This window comes from Pseudomonas sp. S2_C03 (assembly GCF_054668405.1).
Window position 1 is genome coordinate 5,869,114 of sequence record NZ_CP162766.1, and the last position, 16,216, is coordinate 5,885,329.

Genomic DNA, 16,216 nt, shown 5'->3' on the forward strand with positions numbered 1-16,216 from the left:
AAAGCCCGATGATGCGGCCATCTCGGCGGATTGCAGCTTGAGCGTAGCAGCTCCGTCACCGGGCGCCTGTGCGCCTGGAATCGGCATATCCAGGAGTTCGGCAGCAATGGCTATCAGCGTTTTCGACCTGTTCAAAATCGGCATCGGACCGTCCAGTTCGCACACTGTGGGACCCATGCGCGCCGCAGCGCTGTTCGTGCAGGGTTTGCGTGAACAAGGGGTGCTGGAGCAGGTGCGGCGTGTCGAAGTCCAGCTGTATGGCTCGTTGTCGGCCACCGGCATTGGCCACGGCAGCGACAACGCGGTGATCATGGGCCTGATGGGCGAGTGGCCGGACGCGATCGATCCTTCGCAAATAGGCATTCGCATCGCCACCCTGCGCGAAACCGACACCCTGCTGCTCGACAGTCGCCTACCCGTGCCGTTCATCTGGACACGGGACATGCGCTTGATCGATGAAAACCTGCCGTTCCATCCCAACGCCATGACCCTGGTCGCCGAAGGCGATGACGGCGAGCTGCATCGCGACACTTATTATTCCGTCGGTGGCGGTTTTGTCGTCGATGAGGCGCAGGCCAGCAGCGGCGTGGTCGATCTGGACCGCACCGAGCTGCCTTACGATTTTTCCAGCGCCGTGGAGCTGCTCGAACTCTGCAAGCGTCACAACCTGCGGGTTGCCGAACTGATGATGGCCAACGAACTCGTCTGGCGCAGCGAGGAAGAAATCCGCGCCGGCCTGATGAAGCTCTGGCGGGCCATGCAGGACTGCGTTGAGCACGGCCTCAAGCACGAAGGCATCCTGCCCGGCGGCTTGAATGTGCGTCGGCGCGCGGCCAAGTTGCACCGCAGCCTGCAGGAGTTGAACAAGCCCAATGTCATCGGCTCCACCTTGAGCGCCATGGAGTGGGTTAACCTGTTTGCCCTCGCGGTCAACGAAGAAAACGCCGCCGGGGGGCGCATGGTGACGGCGCCGACCAACGGCGCTGCGGGGATCATTCCGGCGGTGTTGCACTACTTCATGAAGTTCAGCGAAGCGGTCACGGATGCCAACGTGGTCGATTATTTCCTGGGTGCGGCAGCGGTGGGCATCCTGTGCAAGAAAAACGCATCGATTTCCGGTGCCGAAGTCGGTTGTCAGGGCGAAGTCGGTTCGGCCTGCGCCATGGCGGCAGCAGGCCTGGCGGAGATTCTGGGCGCCACGCCGGAGCAATTGTGCAACGCGGCGGAAATCGGCCTGGAGCACAACCTTGGGCTGACGTGCGACCCGGTGGGCGGCCTGGTTCAGGTTCCGTGCATCGAACGCAATGCGATTGCCGCAGTGAAAGCGATCAACGCGGCGCAAATGGCGCTGCGTGGTGATGGCCAGCATTTCATTTCCCTGGATCGGGTGATCCGCACCATGCGTGACACCGGGGCGGACATGCATGACAAATATAAAGAAACATCGCGCGGTGGCTTGGCGGTGAGTGCGGTGGAGTGTTGAGTCTTTAGGACTAAGTCACCTGCATCGCGGGCTTGCCCGCGATAGTGGTAGACCAGTCAAAACTGCGCGCAAATCGAACACCCTCGGCCTATCACGCCACCTTTTAGCGCGTCGCTCACAGATAAATGCCCCCACTTACGGTGAGGTATGTTTGCCGCTCAGGCCACCCGTCATCCCGTGCCAGGGGTGACACTCCCCTCAGATCGCCCGCAGCCCCTTCCCACAAGTGCTACCGAACTGCTCACGCCGCTCGCCATACTGCGCTTTGCGCCCCTTATGGCACTTATTACCCTCTTCATGACGCGGCTTATATAGACACGCCCATAGGTCGTTTTCAGGATTTATTGAACGCGTATTCAAGTTTAGGCATGGCATTTGCTCTGTCATTACAAAGCCCGTCTCCCGAGCGAGAACGATGGCCATAACAAGAGCCTCTGCCTGAGGCCATCACCTGCTTTGTGTGAGGAGATACCGCGATGACGTCGTTCAACTCCGGGGCTCAACCCCAGAACCGTGCGCCTCAATCCATCGGCTTTCTGCTGCTGGACAATTTCACGCTGATTTCCCTGGCCTCTGCCGTAGAACCCCTGCGCATGGCCAACCAATTGTCCGGTCGCGAGTTGTATCGCTGGACCACGCTCACCGTCGATGGCGGCCAGGTCTGGGCCAGTGACGGCCTGCAGATCACCCCCGACGCCTCCATGCACAAAGCACCGCCCATGGACACCATCATTGTCTGCGGCGGTATCGGAATTCAACGCACCGTAACCCGTGAGCACGTGTCGTGGCTGCAAAGCCAGGCGCGTCAGTCCAAGCGCCTTGGCGCGGTCTGCACCGGCAGTTGGGCCTTGGCCTGCGCCGGTTTGCTGGACGGCTTCGATTGCAGCGTGCACTGGGAATGCCTGGCCTCGATGCAGGAAGCCTTCCCGCGTGTGGCCATGAGCACTCGCCTCTTCACCCTGGACCGTAACCGCTTCACCAGCTCCGGTGGCACCGCGCCGCTGGACATGATGCTGCACCTGATCAGCCGCGACCACGGTCGTGAGTTGTCGGCAGCAATTTCGGAGATGTTCGTCTACGAGCGTATCCGTAACGAACAGGATCACCAGCGCGTACCGCTCAAGCACATGCTGGGCACCAACCAGCCGAAGCTGCAGGAAATCGTCGCGCTGATGGAAGCCAACCTTGAAGAGCCGATCGACCTCGACGAACTGGCGGTGTACGTCGCCGTATCCCGTCGCCAGCTCGAACGGCTGTTCCAGAAATACCTGCATTGCTCGCCATCGCGTTACTACCTGAAGCTTCGTCTGATCCGCGCCCGGCAGTTGCTCAAGCAAACGCCGATGTCGATCATCGAAGTGGCGTCGGTCTGCGGTTTTGTGTCTACACCGCACTTCTCCAAGTGCTACCGTGAGTACTTCGGCATCCCGCCGCGTGACGAACGCGTCGGCTCCAATACCACCCAGCAAGTGGCACTGATGCCGCTGCCACAAGCGCTGGTGCTGTCGCCACTTTCCGGACCGCTATCGGCGTTGAGCCAGGCGCGCAACGAGTCGACGTTTGCCAGTGTGAGGCTGTAAAAACCTCATCCTCTTCTGTAGGAGCGAGCTTGCTCGCGACTGTCGTTAACGATGACACGGGGTGTCTGGATGCCCGCGGTGTCTGGGCTACCATCGCGAGTAAACTCGCTCCTACAGGGGGGCGAGTTTTTACACCGCACGACCTTGCTGATACGCCGCCAACGCCGGCAGCAGTTGCCGATCAATCGCCTGGCGTACGGCCGGGAGAATGGTGGCGCTGCTGGTGTACATCTGCTTGACCATGGTCCGCAGGGTCATCGCACGTTCGTCGTTCAAACCGCGTACGGCGCACTCGCAGGCTTGTTCGGCGGTGGAGCCGTTAGGGACCTGGAAACCCAGTGATTTGAGTTGCCCCAACAGGTCTTCCTGATCGATCAAATCGGCATGCATCATGGCGTAAGTCCTTCTTCCGGGAACGATGTCGTGGCTCGATTCTGGTAGGGGTGAGGGGGCTCGGCAAGGGCGATTTGTCGTTATGGCCGCATTGACTATGAACATGTCGTTTTCGGCTAACTTGCCTTGCCCGGGAGCCGGCACACTGGACCCAGCTTGCTTCACGAAGGTCTGGTCACCCTCGCATGGCGGCTCCTCAACAGTACCCTCTTCCCCGATTCAGTCACGGCTTGTATCGGGGCTTTTTTTGTCTGTGAATTCTTGGGTTTTGTGTTGTCTGGGAGGGCCTCATCGCGAGCAAGCTCGCTCCTGCAGTGGATCAGTGGCTGGCACAAATCTCCTATAGGAGCGGGCTTGGTCCGGGCGGCGTTCCGACGATGAAGTCGATGCGGTCTAGCGTTGCAACACCAGGATGCGCGACAGCAACTCATCCCGATCCACATAGCATCCCTGGAAATGCCGCGCGCCGGTGGCCGGGTCGAACGCATTGCGCGCATGCAACGTGCGCCGGTTGTCAAAGCACCACAGCTCACCGGGCTGGAGCCTTTGCATCAGGCGAAACCGGTTTTCGCGGGTCATGGCGATAAATTGGCGATAGGCCCGATACAGCCTGGGCATCTGCTCCACCGAGGCATCGAACGGCCCACGCAGAAAGTTGGCCATGCGGATTTCCGAAACCTGCCCCAGAGCGTTCAACGCGATGATCGGCGCCAGGCAGCGATAGTCGCTGTGGCGGTCCTTGTTGCGAAACTCCACGGGAATGTCACACAGCGTCTGGAACGACTCAGGGTATTCCTGGCGCAGTGCCTCGGCGATGGCAAAACCATCGACGAAAATGCTTTCGCCCCCCTCGGCATCGTTGACCAGGCAATGCAGAAATTGCAGCCCCGGTTGCAACTCGCGGGTCGGCAAATCGCTGTGCAACGGCAAGTTGAAAGCGGTATAGGCATTGCTGTCGGCGTCGGCTTTGGATTGCACGTTGAACAACACGCCGAAGTTGCTCTCGCGGATGAAGGAAATGCGTTGCGCGATCAGCTTCAGCGAGCCGGGTTCGACGGGCACCCCTCGGACCTGGGTCAGGCCGATATCACGCACGGCCAACAGCCATTGCAACAGGGCGTCGTTGTCGTTCATCAGCTTTTGATAGTCGAACACCGGCAGTTTCAGATCGCTGTGCCAGAGCTTCGCCCTGGGCTTGGTCGACAGGCGTTCGGCTCGTGATTCATCGTCATAGGCATGGGCGCGTAACCAGCCTGGATCGAAGCGGCTCTGATGGCCGTCCTGCCAGTCGATATTCAGGCAACCGTGCTCGTCGATGCATACGTTGGTCACCGCCAGGTCCTGGGCGACATCGACAATCTCCAGTACCTGCTCGCGGGTGACGCTGTAAACGCATTGGGTGCACGGGCAATTGTCCCGCAGCCATGGATGATGGAAGGGGCTGACTCGCTGGTCGGCCCAGGTCACCACGATACGATCCGTCAGGGTTCGCACGCTACCGAGCGCGCTGATCAACGGATACGTACGAAAATCGGCTAAAGCGGCAGCGGTGTTCATGGCGTGTCCTTGTTATTTTTTTGCAGGTAAGGCGATCACTCGGCCGATGTACGCGGGGGCCGGAAGATCGGCCTGATCGGCGACGATGGCTTGCAGTTTGCCCAGGGTCAATTCGCTGAACGGCGCGGAGTGCGGGCCGGCGAGGTCGACGTGCAGCAACATTTGTTCGTTCCCCGACAGCTCCTTGTCATCACCCGCCAAATGCAAGCTGTGATAGAGATGCAGGCGCTTGCTGTCGTAGCCGATGATCTGCGTGCGCACTTCAACGTCAGCGTCGAGTTTCACTTCGTGCAGGTAGTTGAGGTGCAGTTCCAGGGTGAACAGCGAATGGCCGCTGGCTTCTCGGTTGTCGCTGTCGAGCCCCAGGCGATCCATCAGGGCATCGGTGGCGTAGCTGAAGATCAGCAGGTAGAACGCATCGCGCAGGTGGCCGTTGTAATCGACCCAGTCGGGGATGATGCGGGTCTGGTAGGTGGTGAGGGTGGGCATGGTGATTGATCCGAAGTGTGGGGGGATTCAGAGGCCGTCATCGCGAGCAAGCCCGCTCCCACAGGATTCGTGAGCACCGCAAAACCTGTGGGAGCGGGCTTGCCCGCGATGAGGCCAGACCTGCTATTCGCTGAAACTCATGCCATGCTTGGCCTTGGTCGCCTTCACCGCCTCCAGCACCGCCATCAGGCAATCATCACGATAGCGCTCCAGCGCCGAAATGCTGTGTGATCCCAGTTGATCGCTGGTGCCATCGACCACATCGTCGATCAGCTTGTCGGTCAGCTCCGGCGCAGGAAGGTAGGTCCACGGCAACTGCAACGCCGGGCCGAACTGCGCCATGAAATGGCGCATGCCCGCGTCGCCCCCGGCCAGGGTGTAGGTGAGGAACGTACCCATGAATGACCAGCGCAGACCTGCGCCAAAACGGATGGCGTCGTCGATTTCGCCGGTGGTCGCCACGCCGTCGTTGACCAGGTGCAGTGCCTCGCGCCACAGCGCTTCGAGCAAGCGGTCAGCAATGAAGCCCGGCACTTCCTTGCGCACATGCAGCGGGCGCATCCCCAGGGATTCGTAGACTTGCATGGCGGCCTGCACGGCTTGCGGGGCGGTGTTCTTGCCTCCGACCACTTCCACCAAGGGCAGCAGGTACACCGGGTTGAACGGGTGACCGACCACGCAGCGTTCCGGGTGAGTGGCGCTCTCGTAGAACTCGCTGGGCAGCAGGCCCGAAGTGCTGGAGCCGATCAGGGCATTGGGCTTGGCCGCCGCACTGATCTTGCTGTGCAGGTGGAGTTTGAGCTCAAGGCGTTCCGGGGCGCTTTCCTGGATGAAGTCGGCGTCTCGCACGCATTCTTCGATCGTGGCAACAAAGCGCAGGCGATCTTGCGACGCACCGGGCGCCAGGCCTTGTTTCTCCAGAGCGCCCCAGGCATTGGCCACGCGTTTGCGCAACGCCGCTTCGGCGCCGGGTGCCGGGTCCCAGGCGATAACGTCCAGGCCATGGGCGAGGGCGCGAGACACCCAGCCGCTGCCGATGACACCGCTGCCGAGGGCGGCGAAGGTTTTGATTTTTGTGATGAAGCTCATGATTGCATCCTGAATTTGGCTCAAAAAAACTGTAGGAGCGACGGTTCGACGCTTCGACTTGCTCGCGATAGCGGCGGGCCAGTCGACATCAATGCTGAATGTGCTGACGTCATCGCGAGCAAGCTCGCTCCTACAGGGGGAAGGTGAAAAGTGGTCAGCCGCGCTGTTTCAGCCCCATCTTCTTGCGGCCCTCGGCTGGGGTCAGGACGCGGGCGCCCAGGCGGCTGAGGATTTCGCTGGCGCGTTCCACCAGTTGGCCGTTGGTGGCCAGGACACCCTTGTCCAGCCAGATGTTGTCTTCAAGGCCGACCCTCACGTTCCCGCCCAGCAGCACCGCTTGCGCCGCCATCGGCATCTGCATGCGCCCGATGCCGAAGCCGGCCCAGACGGCGTCTGCCGGCAGGTTGTCGACCATGGCCTTCATGGTGGTGGTGTCCGCCGGCGCGCCCCACGGGATGCCCAGGCACAGTTGGAACAATGGATCGTCGAGCAACCCTTCCTTGATCATCTGCTTGGCGAACCACAGGTGTCCGGTGTCGAAGATTTCCAGTTCGGCCTTAACACCCAGCTCCTGGATGCGCTTGGCGCCCGCGCGCAGTTGCGCCGGGGTCGAGACGTAAATGGTGTCGCCATCGCCGAAGTTGAGGGTGCCGCAGTCCAGTGTGCAGATTTCCGGCAGCAGTTCCTCTACGTGGGCCAGGCGGGTCAACGGGCCGACCAGGTCGGTGTTGGGGCCGAATTCCATGGGATTCTCACCGGCGCCGATTTCCAGGTCGCCGCCCATGCCCGCAGTGAGGTTAACGATGATGTCGACGTCGGCCTCGCGAATGCGCTCCATGACTTCGCGGTACAGCGCCACGTCGCGGCTGAACTTGCCCGTCTCGGGGTTACGTACGTGGCAGTGGACCACGGTGGCGCCAGCCTTGGCGGCCTCTACGGCTGCGGCGGCAATTTGCTTGGGGGTGACCGGCACGTGTGGGCTCTTGGCGGTCGTGTCGCCAGCACCGGTGAGTGCGCAGGTGATGATGACGTCATGGTTCATTGGGCGGTTCCTTACAGGCGAGTACTTTTCAGGTGGCGTATGGGCGCCGTTCGCAGTCCTCGGGACTGCGAATCGGTGGTTCGGTTGTGGGGTTATTTGCTGGTCAGTTGCAGGTTCTCAGCTGCCGGCTTGCCATCGAAGGTGGTGACGCCTTCAAGCCAGCGCTCCTTGTCCTGCGGGTGATCCTTGAGCCATTGGCGGGCCGATTCGAGGGCGTCCTTGTGATCCAGCAGCGGCTGCATCATCCGGCTCTCGTCTTCGGCGGTGAAAGTCAGGTTGGTCAGCAGGCGCCCGATGTTCGGGCACTGCTCGGCATAGGTTGGCGCAGTCACGGTCCACACGGTGGCCATGCCTTCGTTCGGGCCCAGGGCATCGTCGCTGCCGGTCAGGTAAGTCATTTGCACATTGACGTTCATCGGGTGCGGCGCCCAGCCGAAGAACACCACGGCTTCCTTGCGGCGCACGGCGCGATCGACGGCGGCGAGCATGCCGGCCTCACTGGATTCCACCAACTGAAACTTGCCGAGGCCAAACTGATTCTTGGCGATCATTGCCTTGATCTGGGTGTTGGCGCCCGAACCCGGCTCGATGCCGTAGATCTTGCCGCCCAGTTCTTTTTCGAACCTGGCGATGTCGGCGAAGGTTTTCAGGCCCTTGTCCGCCAGGTAGGTGGGCACCGCCAGCGTGGCGCGTGCATCTTTCAGGCTTGGTTCTTTCAATACCATGACCTGATTGGCCTCGACGAACGGGGTGATGGTCTGGGTCATCAGCGGGTTCCAGTAGCCCAGGAACAGGTCCAGGCGTTGGTCGCGGATCCCGGCGAAGATGATCTGCTGGGAGGCGCTGGTCTGTTTGGTCTTGTAGCCGAGGCCGTCGAGCAGGGCCTGGGTCATGGCACTGGTGGCGATTACGTCGGTCCAGTTCACCACGCCCATGCGCACGTTCTGGCACGACGCAGGTTCGGCCGCCATGACGCTGGCGTTCAGCAAAGCGGTACCACTGAGTGCAAGAACACAGCTGCTGATCAGTCGTTTCATCACAGGTTTCCTCGGCAGATCGTTATTGTGGGGCCCGGTGTCTGTGCGCCGGTGATGCCAACGTTACGCAGCCTTGGCCCCCTGAAAACGCACTGCGGCGACCAGCTCTTGCACTGCAGCGACCTGTGCTCTTGAATGCCGTGTGCAAGTGGCGTATCAACGTCGACACGCTACCGGCAGATCGAGTGCGCCATGTCCCAGGATTTCTACTTTTTGTTGATGCCGGGTTTTTCGGCCATCGGTTTCATCTCGGCCATCGAGCCGCTGCGGGTGGCCAATCGCTTTCGCGGCGAGCTGTACCGCTGGCATGTCCTGAGCGCCGATGGCGGCGCGGTCCTGGCCAGCAATGGCATGTCGGTCAACGCCGATGCCGCGCTGGAGCCTTTGAAGAAAGGCGCGACGCTGTTGGTGGTCGCTGGCTTCGAACCGCTGAAGTTCGCCACGCCCGCGCTGGAACACTGGCTGCGCCGGCTCGACAAGGAAGGCGTGACCCTCGGTGCCATCGACACCGGCAGTTTCGTTCTCGCCGAAGCGGGCTTGCTCGACGGTCATCGCCTGACCTTGCACTGGGAAGCCATCGACGCGTTCAAGGAGTCTTATCCACAACTGAGCGTCACCCAGGAGCTGTTCGAGATCGACCGTCGGCGCATCACCTCGGCGGGCGGCACCGCTTCCATCGACCTGATGCTCGACCTCATCGCCCAGGCCCACGGCCCGGAACTGGCGATCCAGGTCAGCGAACAATTCGTGCTCGGCCGCATCCGTCCGCGCAAGGACCACCAGCGCATGGAAGTCGCCACGCGGTATGGCATCAGCAACAAAAAACTGGTGCAAGTCATTGGCGAAATGGAGCAACACAGCGAACCGCCTCTGACCACCCTGCAACTGGCCGAATCGATCAAGGTGACACGCCGGCAACTGGAGCGGCTGTTTCGCCTGCACCTGAACGACACACCGAGCAATTTCTACCTGAGGTTGCGGCTGGAAAAGGCCCGCAAGTTGTTGCGCCAGACCGACATGAGCGTGCTGGAGGTGAGCATTGCCTGCGGGTTTGAATCGCCGTCGTATTTCACCCGCAGTTATCGGGCGAAGTTCGAGCGCTGCCCGCGGGAGGATCGGCGCAACGGTGAAGGGCGACAAGTCGCAACCATCGCATTGGCGACCGTCTTCAAGCCGCCCATGGTTCAGTGAATCTACCGATGCCTGAACTGAAGCATCAAAGCAGTCAAGCTATCAGCGTTGTGAGTTGTGATTGCGATGCTTGAAGCCCACCTTTGGCGTTCTAAGTCCGGGTACATTCGTTTCGCTTGGTCAATATGCCGTTGTATGGAATCACGTTCCCTCTGGCCCAAGTCTGAAGTATTGGGAGTTAAGTGAGTCCCCAAGGAATTTTCAATGTTTGACTGCACGATTGAATCAGATGTCTCTGATGTAGCATCACGTGAGGTTAAAGAAAACACCGACCAGTAGTCATAAGCGTCGCCGTGAACATGGGAGAGCTCATGAAAGATTATTCCCGGTCGCAATGTCGCCGACTCCTGATGATAATGAGGGGTGAGGTAAACGAACTTGTTCCTATCCGAAGTTTGAGCATAGGTAAATCCACGCTCGAAAGGTCCATCAGGAAGTATCTCGACAAATACAAAACGCTCACCGCTTTCGTAATCCTGTAAGGCTCCGGAAAGTATCCATTTCAGTTTTTCTTTAGCTGCCATTGCAGCCATTTCCAAGTATTGCGGGCTCGCTTGCTCTCCATAAATGTATTTCAATTTTTGCAGAGTTTCCGCCGATAGAGGGCTTTGGCGCAAATCCGTAAGCGCAGCAGTGGTGAAGCGGATCATGTTCAATAAATCGTGTTTGAATTCGTTTCTCTTTTCGTCAGGCAAAGCGCTGGCCCGGCGATGCAGTATCTTCTGCCCCCAGCCGACAAATGTTGTTTCGATCTCATCAACGGGTTTCAGTTCATCCATCGGATTCAAACCCTCACTGTCCTTTAATCGCAGCGGGTTATTGCGAACCATCCGATAGCGATTGAAGCCATCGATATCACCCGCCGGATCCGGGTTGATCCACCGCTGTAACCAAGGCGCGTAATAACGAAACCCATAGTAGTAAAGCCCGGTGGCATCCCGTTCCTTCGCGCAATACCGAAGGGTCTTGTAGCTTCCCTCCACTTCACTTCGCGCCGACCAACAGGCCGTTTCGCCGAAGGCGTAGTACCACTCCTGGCTGATCAGCGCTGCATTTTCGTCCAGTTCCAAAGTGCAGGAGCCAAGGTGGTCCCCCAGGCTATAGCGGATCTGATCGTTGGCGATATTTTCCGGGGGTGGCTGATGCCAATGCACAGCCCGGACGATGCAGTTGCCGGTGTCGACACTGATCACATAGTGCACTTCGTTATTGCCGGTGTCATGGATCTCCAGCCCTGGCAAGTAACGCACTTCGCGGGTTGCAGTTGCCGTTTTAGTCTTGCGCTGGAGCACCTTGCGCAGCCGCTGGCCGCCAGCGTCGTAGCGATAGAGTTCATCGTCGTTCTGTTCATCATTCCTGATGACTTGAATGACTTTGCTCAGTTGGTTGCGACAATCCCAGAGCATCGCCTGCGCACCAGGTGCCAAAACCCGCAAGTTGCCGTTTTCGTCAAAACTGTTGATGAAATCCGCTTCGCCCGCCTGCGGTTTCAGCAGGCTTCGGTTGCTTGAGGGCGCGATGACCATGTCACGGGTGTAACCCTGAACGCCTTCATGGACAAGCCTCAGCAAATTCCCCGCCTGGTCATATGAAAAGGTCTGTGTATACGCCGTCATCGCGTCCGCGCTGGCGATACATTCTCGTCCGCTGGCTTGAACCAGTTGTGACAGCGAGTCATAGCGGTAGTGGTTGATGGCGTCAGTGCGTTGGTTTTTGAAGTAACGCGTGGCCGGGACAAAGTCGTGGATCCGGCTGATGTTGCCCCCGGGGTCGTAGTCGTAGACAAGGTCCTGGAAGGTGCGGCCCGAGCGAGCGGACGTGAGTTGCAACAGGCGACCGTCCTGAGCGTCATGACGACGGGTCGTTTCGACGCCATTGCCGGCGGTTTCATGTTCTATCTGGCCCGTTGCGCTATAGCGCCTGTCACTGAGCAAAGGGGCATCGGGCAAACCGTCGCGCTTGAGATTTATCCGTAGCAACTGGCCTGCCATGTCGTAGGCGAACAGGCGTCGGTTTTCCCGTGCATCGGCCAGGGACAGAAGAGCGCCCAAGGCGTCGAATTGCCAGATCGTGGTTTCGCCATCAGCGACCAGTTTTTGATCACGCTCATTTAGACTGACTGGCCAATCGGGCTGCGAGAGGTCATTTGTGAAGTGCCTGGACTCGCTGACTCTTGAACCTCGGAGGTCGTAGGCGTCGGCATGCAGGCTACCGGCCGGATCGTCGTGGCGAATCAGGCGCCCGCATTGATTGCGTGAGGCGAATTCAACGCCGTCTTCGCCATAGACCATTCGTTCGCTGACAACAGGCGGGGCGTCGTCGACCTGCTCGGTAATGGTCGTCGGACGTAGCTGATCGTCGTAGTCGACTTGTCGAAGAAGCTGCCGGCCATCCCATTCGAAGCGCAGTTCGTTGGCAGTGCCCAACATCCCCGCTTTCCAGCCTGCGTCAGCACTGCTGCTCAGCAAAGATCCCCCAGAGAGGGCATGCACATTTGTCGACGAAGGATCGCCCTCCGTAACCCACTGACGCGGGTCCCAGCCCGCCACCCAGTGCCCGTTGGCGTCGTAGGCCTGGCGAGTAATGCGCGATTGCGGCGTTTCACCCGGCTGGGCGCGGTGGTAAGCCACACTGCGAATCGCCTGGCTGCGCGGGTCGTAAACCGCCAGGGTGGGCGTATTGTGGTGCAGGTTGGCGGTCATCATCGGCGGCTCTGATGAAAGTTGCCAACCTATGCACCGATTTTCCCCTGCTGGCTACTGTCACAAGTAACAGGTGCGTGACGAGGTTACTTCTTCATCAACGCCGAACAGGCCGCTTTATAAGCCTCATGCTGATACTTGTTCAGTGTCGCTGGCAGTTCAAAGCCGTGCTTCCTGGCCTGCGCATTAATCGTCTGCGGCGACAGCAGCGACACCTCGCAACTCTCCAGCAACTGGAAGACGCCCTCGATCTTGAACGTTGTCGGTCCACCGGCGAATTCGCCTTTCTTGCTGCGCTTCTTGATCGCGATCCGGTCGATGGAGTTTTCACGTACAAACGACGCAACCTGAGCGGCAAAGACTTTGACGTTCGCCGCTTCGTCGTCATCTTCAAGGGCGATCTTCTTGGTGTTGAGCGCGACATGGCGCAGCGCCTGACCGTCGAGCGCCGCCACGGCAATGATCGCTTCGCTGCCTTTGATTTCGATGCCGCAGATTTTCATGTCGATCCTTTTCACAATGGTTGGAGTGCAGCTCAAAGCTCAAGCTGATTGGCCGTGATGCCAAACGCCGCCGCAATTTTCTCGCGGGTGGCCCGACGCGGCTTCGCGACGGTTTCCTGCTGGGCAAAGGCCGGTTGCGAGATACCCATGCGTTGGGCCACTTCATCCTGGGTAAGGTTCAAGTGTTCGCGCCAGGCGCGAATCGGTGTCGCCCCGTCGACGATACGACTGACCACTTCGTGGGGAATCAGATCGGGTTCGACCTTCTGTGCCACATATTGTGCGTAGGGAATGACCACGAAGGCAGGATTTCCGTCTGCGTCGTTGATGATTTGAACGTCAGTAGGTGCGTTCATCACGTTTTTTGACCTCTTGAATACTGACCACTTTGATTGCTCCATCCCAATCGAACATAACTCTGTAATGGCCTACTCGAAGTCGATAGGCATACAGATGGCCGACGAGTGCTTTGACGTTGCCCGTATCGGGCATGTCAGCTAGCGACGTCACGGCATCGCGAACCTGGCTCTGATGAGAGGAATGCAATTTCAGGAGTTGCTTAACGGCCTTTCGAGTCCAGTGGATACTGTTTATGAGAGAATATAAGTCTTTTATAAGATTTCCAATATTTACTTATATTTCTCTGCGGGCCAATCAACAAAACATGTCGGGGTGTTGCCCAAGGAGAGGGTCCGACACGGGGTGATGCGGGGTCTGTAGGCAGGCTCTGCAAGGTGTGTAGGAGAGAGCTGGCAAGAGTGCCAGCTCTCTGTAAAAGCGTCATTTCACTCCTGTCCAATCGACTCCAAAAACTCCGACCGCTCGTCGCTCATGCGCGCCACGCAATCGTTTTGCGCGATGGTGAACGCCTTGCTGCCGCTGGTCGCCGGAAAGGCCTCGACGGCGCAGTCGGCGTCGCGGGTTTTCAGCCATTGTTGCTGGACGTTCTTGAGTTTGGCGGTGATGTCGGCCAGTTGCGTCGGGTTTTTGCCGTACAGGCCTTGCAGCCGCTCCGTCAGGCTCTGGAGGTTGTCCTTGAGCAGGTCTTCGGCGGTGGTGCGGCCGTACACCGAGCATTCCAGGGTCTGCACGTCGTTTTCGACGGTATCGCAAGGGTTGGTGTCGGACTCCTGCGCCGCGTGTGCGCCGGTCGTTATCAGTAGCAAGGCCAGCAAAACAGATTTCATCGCATCACCCCAAAATTCCGTAATGGCGCGAATTCTGGCCCATGCGCAGGCCCTTGAACAGGTGGCCTGTGTCGGCTTGCGACGACCCTTTGTCGCGGATTGACGCTTTCGGCAATTCCCCTGTCGTTTTTGCACCCGGCTGCCAAGGCACCGAGGCATATGCTGGCCCCAAAGCGCCGGCACACGATTCGGCGCATGAATCGACAATAGGGGACAGCCTGATGAGCCCAGCCGAACTGCACGCCGACAGCATCGTTATCGACGGGCTGATTATTGCCAAATGGAACCGTGAGCTGTTCGAAGACATGCGCAAGGGCGGTCTGACCGCGGCCAACTGCACCGTGTCGGTGTGGGAGGGCTTCCAGGCCACTGTCAATAACATCGCCGCCAGCCAGAAACTGATCCGCGAGAACAGCGACCTGGTGATTCCGGTCCGCACGACGGCTGACATCCGCAAGGCCAAGGAGCAGGGCAAGACCGGCATCCTCTTCGGTTTCCAGAACGCTCACGCATTCGAAGACCAGATCAGCTATGTCGAGATTTTCAAGCAGCTCGGCGTCGGCATCGTGCAGATGTGCTACAACACCCAGAACCTGGTGGGCACCGGTTGCTACGAGCGTGATGGTGGCCTGTCGGGCTTCGGTCGTGAAATCGTTGCCGAGATGAACCGCGTCGGCGTCATGTGCGATCTGTCCCACGTTGGCTCGAAAACCTCCGAAGAGGTCATCCTCGAATCCAAGAAACCGGTGTGCTACTCGCACTGCCTGCCATCTGGCCTGAAGGTTCACCCGCGCAACAAATCCGATGAAGAACTGAAGTTCATCGCCGATCACGGCGGTTTCGTCGGTGTGACCATGTTCGCGCCGTTCCTGGCCAAGGGCATCGATTCGACCATCGACGACTACGCCGAAGCGATCGAATACACCATGAACATCGTCGGCGAAGACGCCATCGGCATCGGCACCGACTTTACCCAGGGCCATGGCCAGGACTTCTTCGAATACCTGACCCATGACAAGGGCTATGCCCGCCGTCTGACCAGCTTCGGCAAGATCATCAACCCGCTGGGCATCCGCACCGTCGGCGAGTTCCCGAACCTGACCGAAACCCTGCTCAAGCGCGGCCACTCCGAACGGGTGGTGCGCAAGATCATGGGCGAAAACTGGGTGAACGTCTTAAAAGACGTTTGGGGCGAATAAACCGCCGCGCGCTGAATCCTTTTCCCCCGGCCGTCCGCGCCGGGGGCAACACCAAAATTCTTCTGGAGTTAAGTTTCCATGGCCAAGATCGCCCCGCAATTGCCTATCGAAGTCGACAGCGAGACCGGTGTCTGGACGTCCGACGCCCTGCCGATGCTGTACGTGCCACGTCATTTCTTCGTGAATAACCACATGGGCATCGAGGAAGTGCTGGGCGCCGACGCCTATGCCGAGATCCTCTACAAGGCCGGCTACAAGTCCGCCTGGCACTGGTGTGAAAAAGAAGCCGAATGCCACGGCCTGGAAGGCGTCGCGGTGTTCGAGCACTACATGAAGCGCCTGTCGCAACGCGGCTGGGGCCTGTTCAAGATCCAGGACATCGACCTCGACAAAGGCACCGCCAGCGTCAAGCTCGAACACTCCGCATTCGTCTACGTCTACGGCAAGGTCGGGCGCAAGGTCGATTACATGTTCACTGGCTGGTTCGCCGGTGCCATGGACCAGATCCTCGCCGCACGCGGCAGCAAGATCCGCACCGTGGCCGAGCAGGTCTACGGTGGCTCCGAAGAAGGCCACGACGACGGTTTGTTCACCGTCAAACCTAAACAATAAGCAAATCGTTGAAAAAACGTAGCGAGCGAAGGCCAGGCAAGGCGAAGTCAGGCGAGAAAGCACAGTTGACTTTAGTCAATGAGCATTTCGAGTCTGATTTCAACGCAGCATGGTCGAGCGCAGTAGTTTTTTAACGATTTGAGGAGACCGCC

At 59.3% G+C, this 16,216-nt stretch carries 16 protein-coding genes; 5 read left to right on the forward strand and 11 right to left on the reverse strand.

Annotated features, from left to right (window positions below):
• Positions 1-106: 106 nt before the first annotated feature.
• Both AB4N64_RS27025 and gbdR read left to right on the forward strand, forming a co-directional pair.
• Entirely contained in the window at positions 107-1,483 is a 1,377-nt protein-coding gene (locus AB4N64_RS27025) for an L-serine ammonia-lyase (protein ID WP_460120162.1), read from the forward strand.
• Positions 1,484-1,959: 476 nt separating this feature from the next.
• Positions 1,960-3,063, forward strand: coding sequence for a choline metabolism transcriptional regulator GbdR (gene gbdR, locus AB4N64_RS27030; RefSeq protein ID WP_460120164.1), 1,104 nt, complete (start codon positions 1,960-1,962; stop codon positions 3,061-3,063).
• A 129-nt stretch (positions 3,064-3,192) separates the two neighbouring features.
• Here the strand turns inward: gbdR and AB4N64_RS27035 are convergent, their stop codons facing one another.
• From AB4N64_RS27035 to AB4N64_RS27060, 6 genes are all read right to left on the reverse strand, one after another.
• Complete coding sequence (locus AB4N64_RS27035; protein WP_460120166.1) at positions 3,193-3,456, reverse strand: hypothetical protein; 264 nt, start codon at positions 3,454-3,456, stop codon at positions 3,193-3,195.
• A 393-nt stretch (positions 3,457-3,849) separates the two neighbouring features.
• Entirely contained in the window at positions 3,850-5,013 is a 1,164-nt protein-coding gene (locus AB4N64_RS27040) for a gamma-butyrobetaine dioxygenase (protein WP_460120168.1), read from the reverse strand.
• 12 nt (positions 5,014-5,025) lie between these two features.
• Positions 5,026-5,502 (reverse strand): thioesterase family protein, encoded by a 477-nt coding sequence (locus tag AB4N64_RS27045; RefSeq protein WP_460120170.1) that lies wholly within the window; start codon positions 5,500-5,502, stop codon positions 5,026-5,028.
• A gap of 123 nt (positions 5,503-5,625) precedes the next feature.
• Entirely contained in the window at positions 5,626-6,591 is a 966-nt protein-coding gene (locus tag AB4N64_RS27050; RefSeq protein ID WP_460120171.1) for an L-carnitine dehydrogenase, read from the reverse strand.
• Positions 6,592-6,745: 154 nt separating this feature from the next.
• A complete protein-coding gene (locus tag AB4N64_RS27055; RefSeq protein ID WP_460120173.1) occupies positions 6,746-7,633 on the reverse strand; it encodes a beta-keto acid cleavage family enzyme in 888 nt (295 codons plus the stop codon).
• A 92-nt stretch (positions 7,634-7,725) separates the two neighbouring features.
• Complete coding sequence (locus tag AB4N64_RS27060) at positions 7,726-8,670, reverse strand: choline ABC transporter substrate-binding protein (protein WP_460120175.1); 945 nt, start codon at positions 8,668-8,670, stop codon at positions 7,726-7,728.
• A 192-nt stretch (positions 8,671-8,862) separates the two neighbouring features.
• On the opposite strand from AB4N64_RS27060, the gene AB4N64_RS27065 reads away from it, so the two are divergent.
• The gene (locus AB4N64_RS27065) at positions 8,863-9,861 is read left to right on the forward strand and encodes a GlxA family transcriptional regulator (RefSeq protein WP_460120177.1); all 999 of its coding nucleotides are present in this window, start codon (positions 8,863-8,865) and stop codon (positions 9,859-9,861) included.
• Positions 9,862-9,863: 2 nt separating this feature from the next.
• On the opposite strand, the gene AB4N64_RS27070 is transcribed toward AB4N64_RS27065, so the two are convergent.
• The 5 genes from AB4N64_RS27070 to AB4N64_RS27090 form a co-directional block, all read right to left on the reverse strand.
• Positions 9,864-12,566 carry an RHS repeat domain-containing protein gene (locus AB4N64_RS27070; RefSeq protein ID WP_460120179.1) on the reverse strand — a complete coding sequence of 901 codons (2,703 nt, stop codon included), beginning with the start codon at positions 12,564-12,566 and terminating at the stop codon, positions 9,864-9,866.
• Between the two features lie 83 nt (positions 12,567-12,649).
• Complete coding sequence (locus AB4N64_RS27075) at positions 12,650-13,066, reverse strand: DUF3010 family protein (RefSeq protein WP_460120181.1); 417 nt, start codon at positions 13,064-13,066, stop codon at positions 12,650-12,652.
• A gap of 32 nt (positions 13,067-13,098) precedes the next feature.
• Positions 13,099-13,422: a helix-turn-helix domain-containing protein gene (locus AB4N64_RS27080; RefSeq protein WP_460120184.1), complete on the reverse strand. Its 324-nt coding sequence runs from the start codon at positions 13,420-13,422 to the stop codon at positions 13,099-13,101.
• Positions 13,406-13,660, reverse strand: a complete 255-nt coding sequence (locus AB4N64_RS27085; RefSeq protein ID WP_460126876.1) for a type II toxin-antitoxin system RelE family toxin — start codon at positions 13,658-13,660, stop codon at positions 13,406-13,408. The genes AB4N64_RS27080 and AB4N64_RS27085 overlap by 17 nt, the downstream gene beginning before the upstream one ends.
• Before the next feature lie 191 nt (positions 13,661-13,851).
• Entirely contained in the window at positions 13,852-14,253 is a 402-nt protein-coding gene (locus AB4N64_RS27090; RefSeq protein WP_460120186.1) for a lysozyme inhibitor LprI family protein, read from the reverse strand.
• A gap of 221 nt (positions 14,254-14,474) precedes the next feature.
• On the opposite strand from AB4N64_RS27090, the gene AB4N64_RS27095 reads away from it, so the two are divergent.
• On the forward strand, positions 14,475-15,452 hold the full coding sequence (locus AB4N64_RS27095; protein WP_175376594.1) for a dipeptidase: 978 nt from the start codon (positions 14,475-14,477) through the stop codon (positions 15,450-15,452).
• A 78-nt stretch (positions 15,453-15,530) separates the two neighbouring features.
• Positions 15,531-16,064, forward strand: coding sequence for a DUF5943 domain-containing protein (locus AB4N64_RS27100; protein WP_108589013.1), 534 nt, complete (start codon positions 15,531-15,533; stop codon positions 16,062-16,064).
• Positions 16,065-16,216: the final 152 nt, after the last annotated feature.

Coding starts and splice junctions, on each gene's coding strand:
- AB4N64_RS27025 (WP_460120162.1), top strand. CDS start 107: ATGGCTATCAGCGTTTTCGACCTGTTCAAAATCGGCATCGGACCGTCC.
- gbdR (WP_460120164.1), top strand. CDS start 1,960: ATGACGTCGTTCAACTCCGGGGCTCAACCCCAGAACCGTGCGCCTCAA.
- AB4N64_RS27035 (WP_460120166.1), bottom strand. CDS start 3,456: ATGATGCATGCCGATTTGATCGATCAGGAAGACCTGTTGGGGCAACTC.
- AB4N64_RS27040 (WP_460120168.1), bottom strand. CDS start 5,013: ATGAACACCGCTGCCGCTTTAGCCGATTTTCGTACGTATCCGTTGATC.
- AB4N64_RS27045 (WP_460120170.1), bottom strand. CDS start 5,502: ATGCCCACCCTCACCACCTACCAGACCCGCATCATCCCCGACTGGGTC.
- AB4N64_RS27050 (WP_460120171.1), bottom strand. CDS start 6,591: ATGAGCTTCATCACAAAAATCAAAACCTTCGCCGCCCTCGGCAGCGGT.
- AB4N64_RS27055 (WP_460120173.1), bottom strand. CDS start 7,633: ATGAACCATGACGTCATCATCACCTGCGCACTCACCGGTGCTGGCGAC.
- AB4N64_RS27060 (WP_460120175.1), bottom strand. CDS start 8,670: ATGAAACGACTGATCAGCAGCTGTGTTCTTGCACTCAGTGGTACCGCT.
- AB4N64_RS27065 (WP_460120177.1), top strand. CDS start 8,863: ATGTCCCAGGATTTCTACTTTTTGTTGATGCCGGGTTTTTCGGCCATC.
- AB4N64_RS27070 (WP_460120179.1), bottom strand. CDS start 12,566: ATGATGACCGCCAACCTGCACCACAATACGCCCACCCTGGCGGTTTAC.
- AB4N64_RS27075 (WP_460120181.1), bottom strand. CDS start 13,066: ATGAAAATCTGCGGCATCGAAATCAAAGGCAGCGAAGCGATCATTGCC.
- AB4N64_RS27080 (WP_460120184.1), bottom strand. CDS start 13,422: ATGAACGCACCTACTGACGTTCAAATCATCAACGACGCAGACGGAAAT.
- AB4N64_RS27090 (WP_460120186.1), bottom strand. CDS start 14,253: ATGAAATCTGTTTTGCTGGCCTTGCTACTGATAACGACCGGCGCACAC.
- AB4N64_RS27095 (WP_175376594.1), top strand. CDS start 14,475: ATGAGCCCAGCCGAACTGCACGCCGACAGCATCGTTATCGACGGGCTG.
- AB4N64_RS27100 (WP_108589013.1), top strand. CDS start 15,531: ATGGCCAAGATCGCCCCGCAATTGCCTATCGAAGTCGACAGCGAGACC.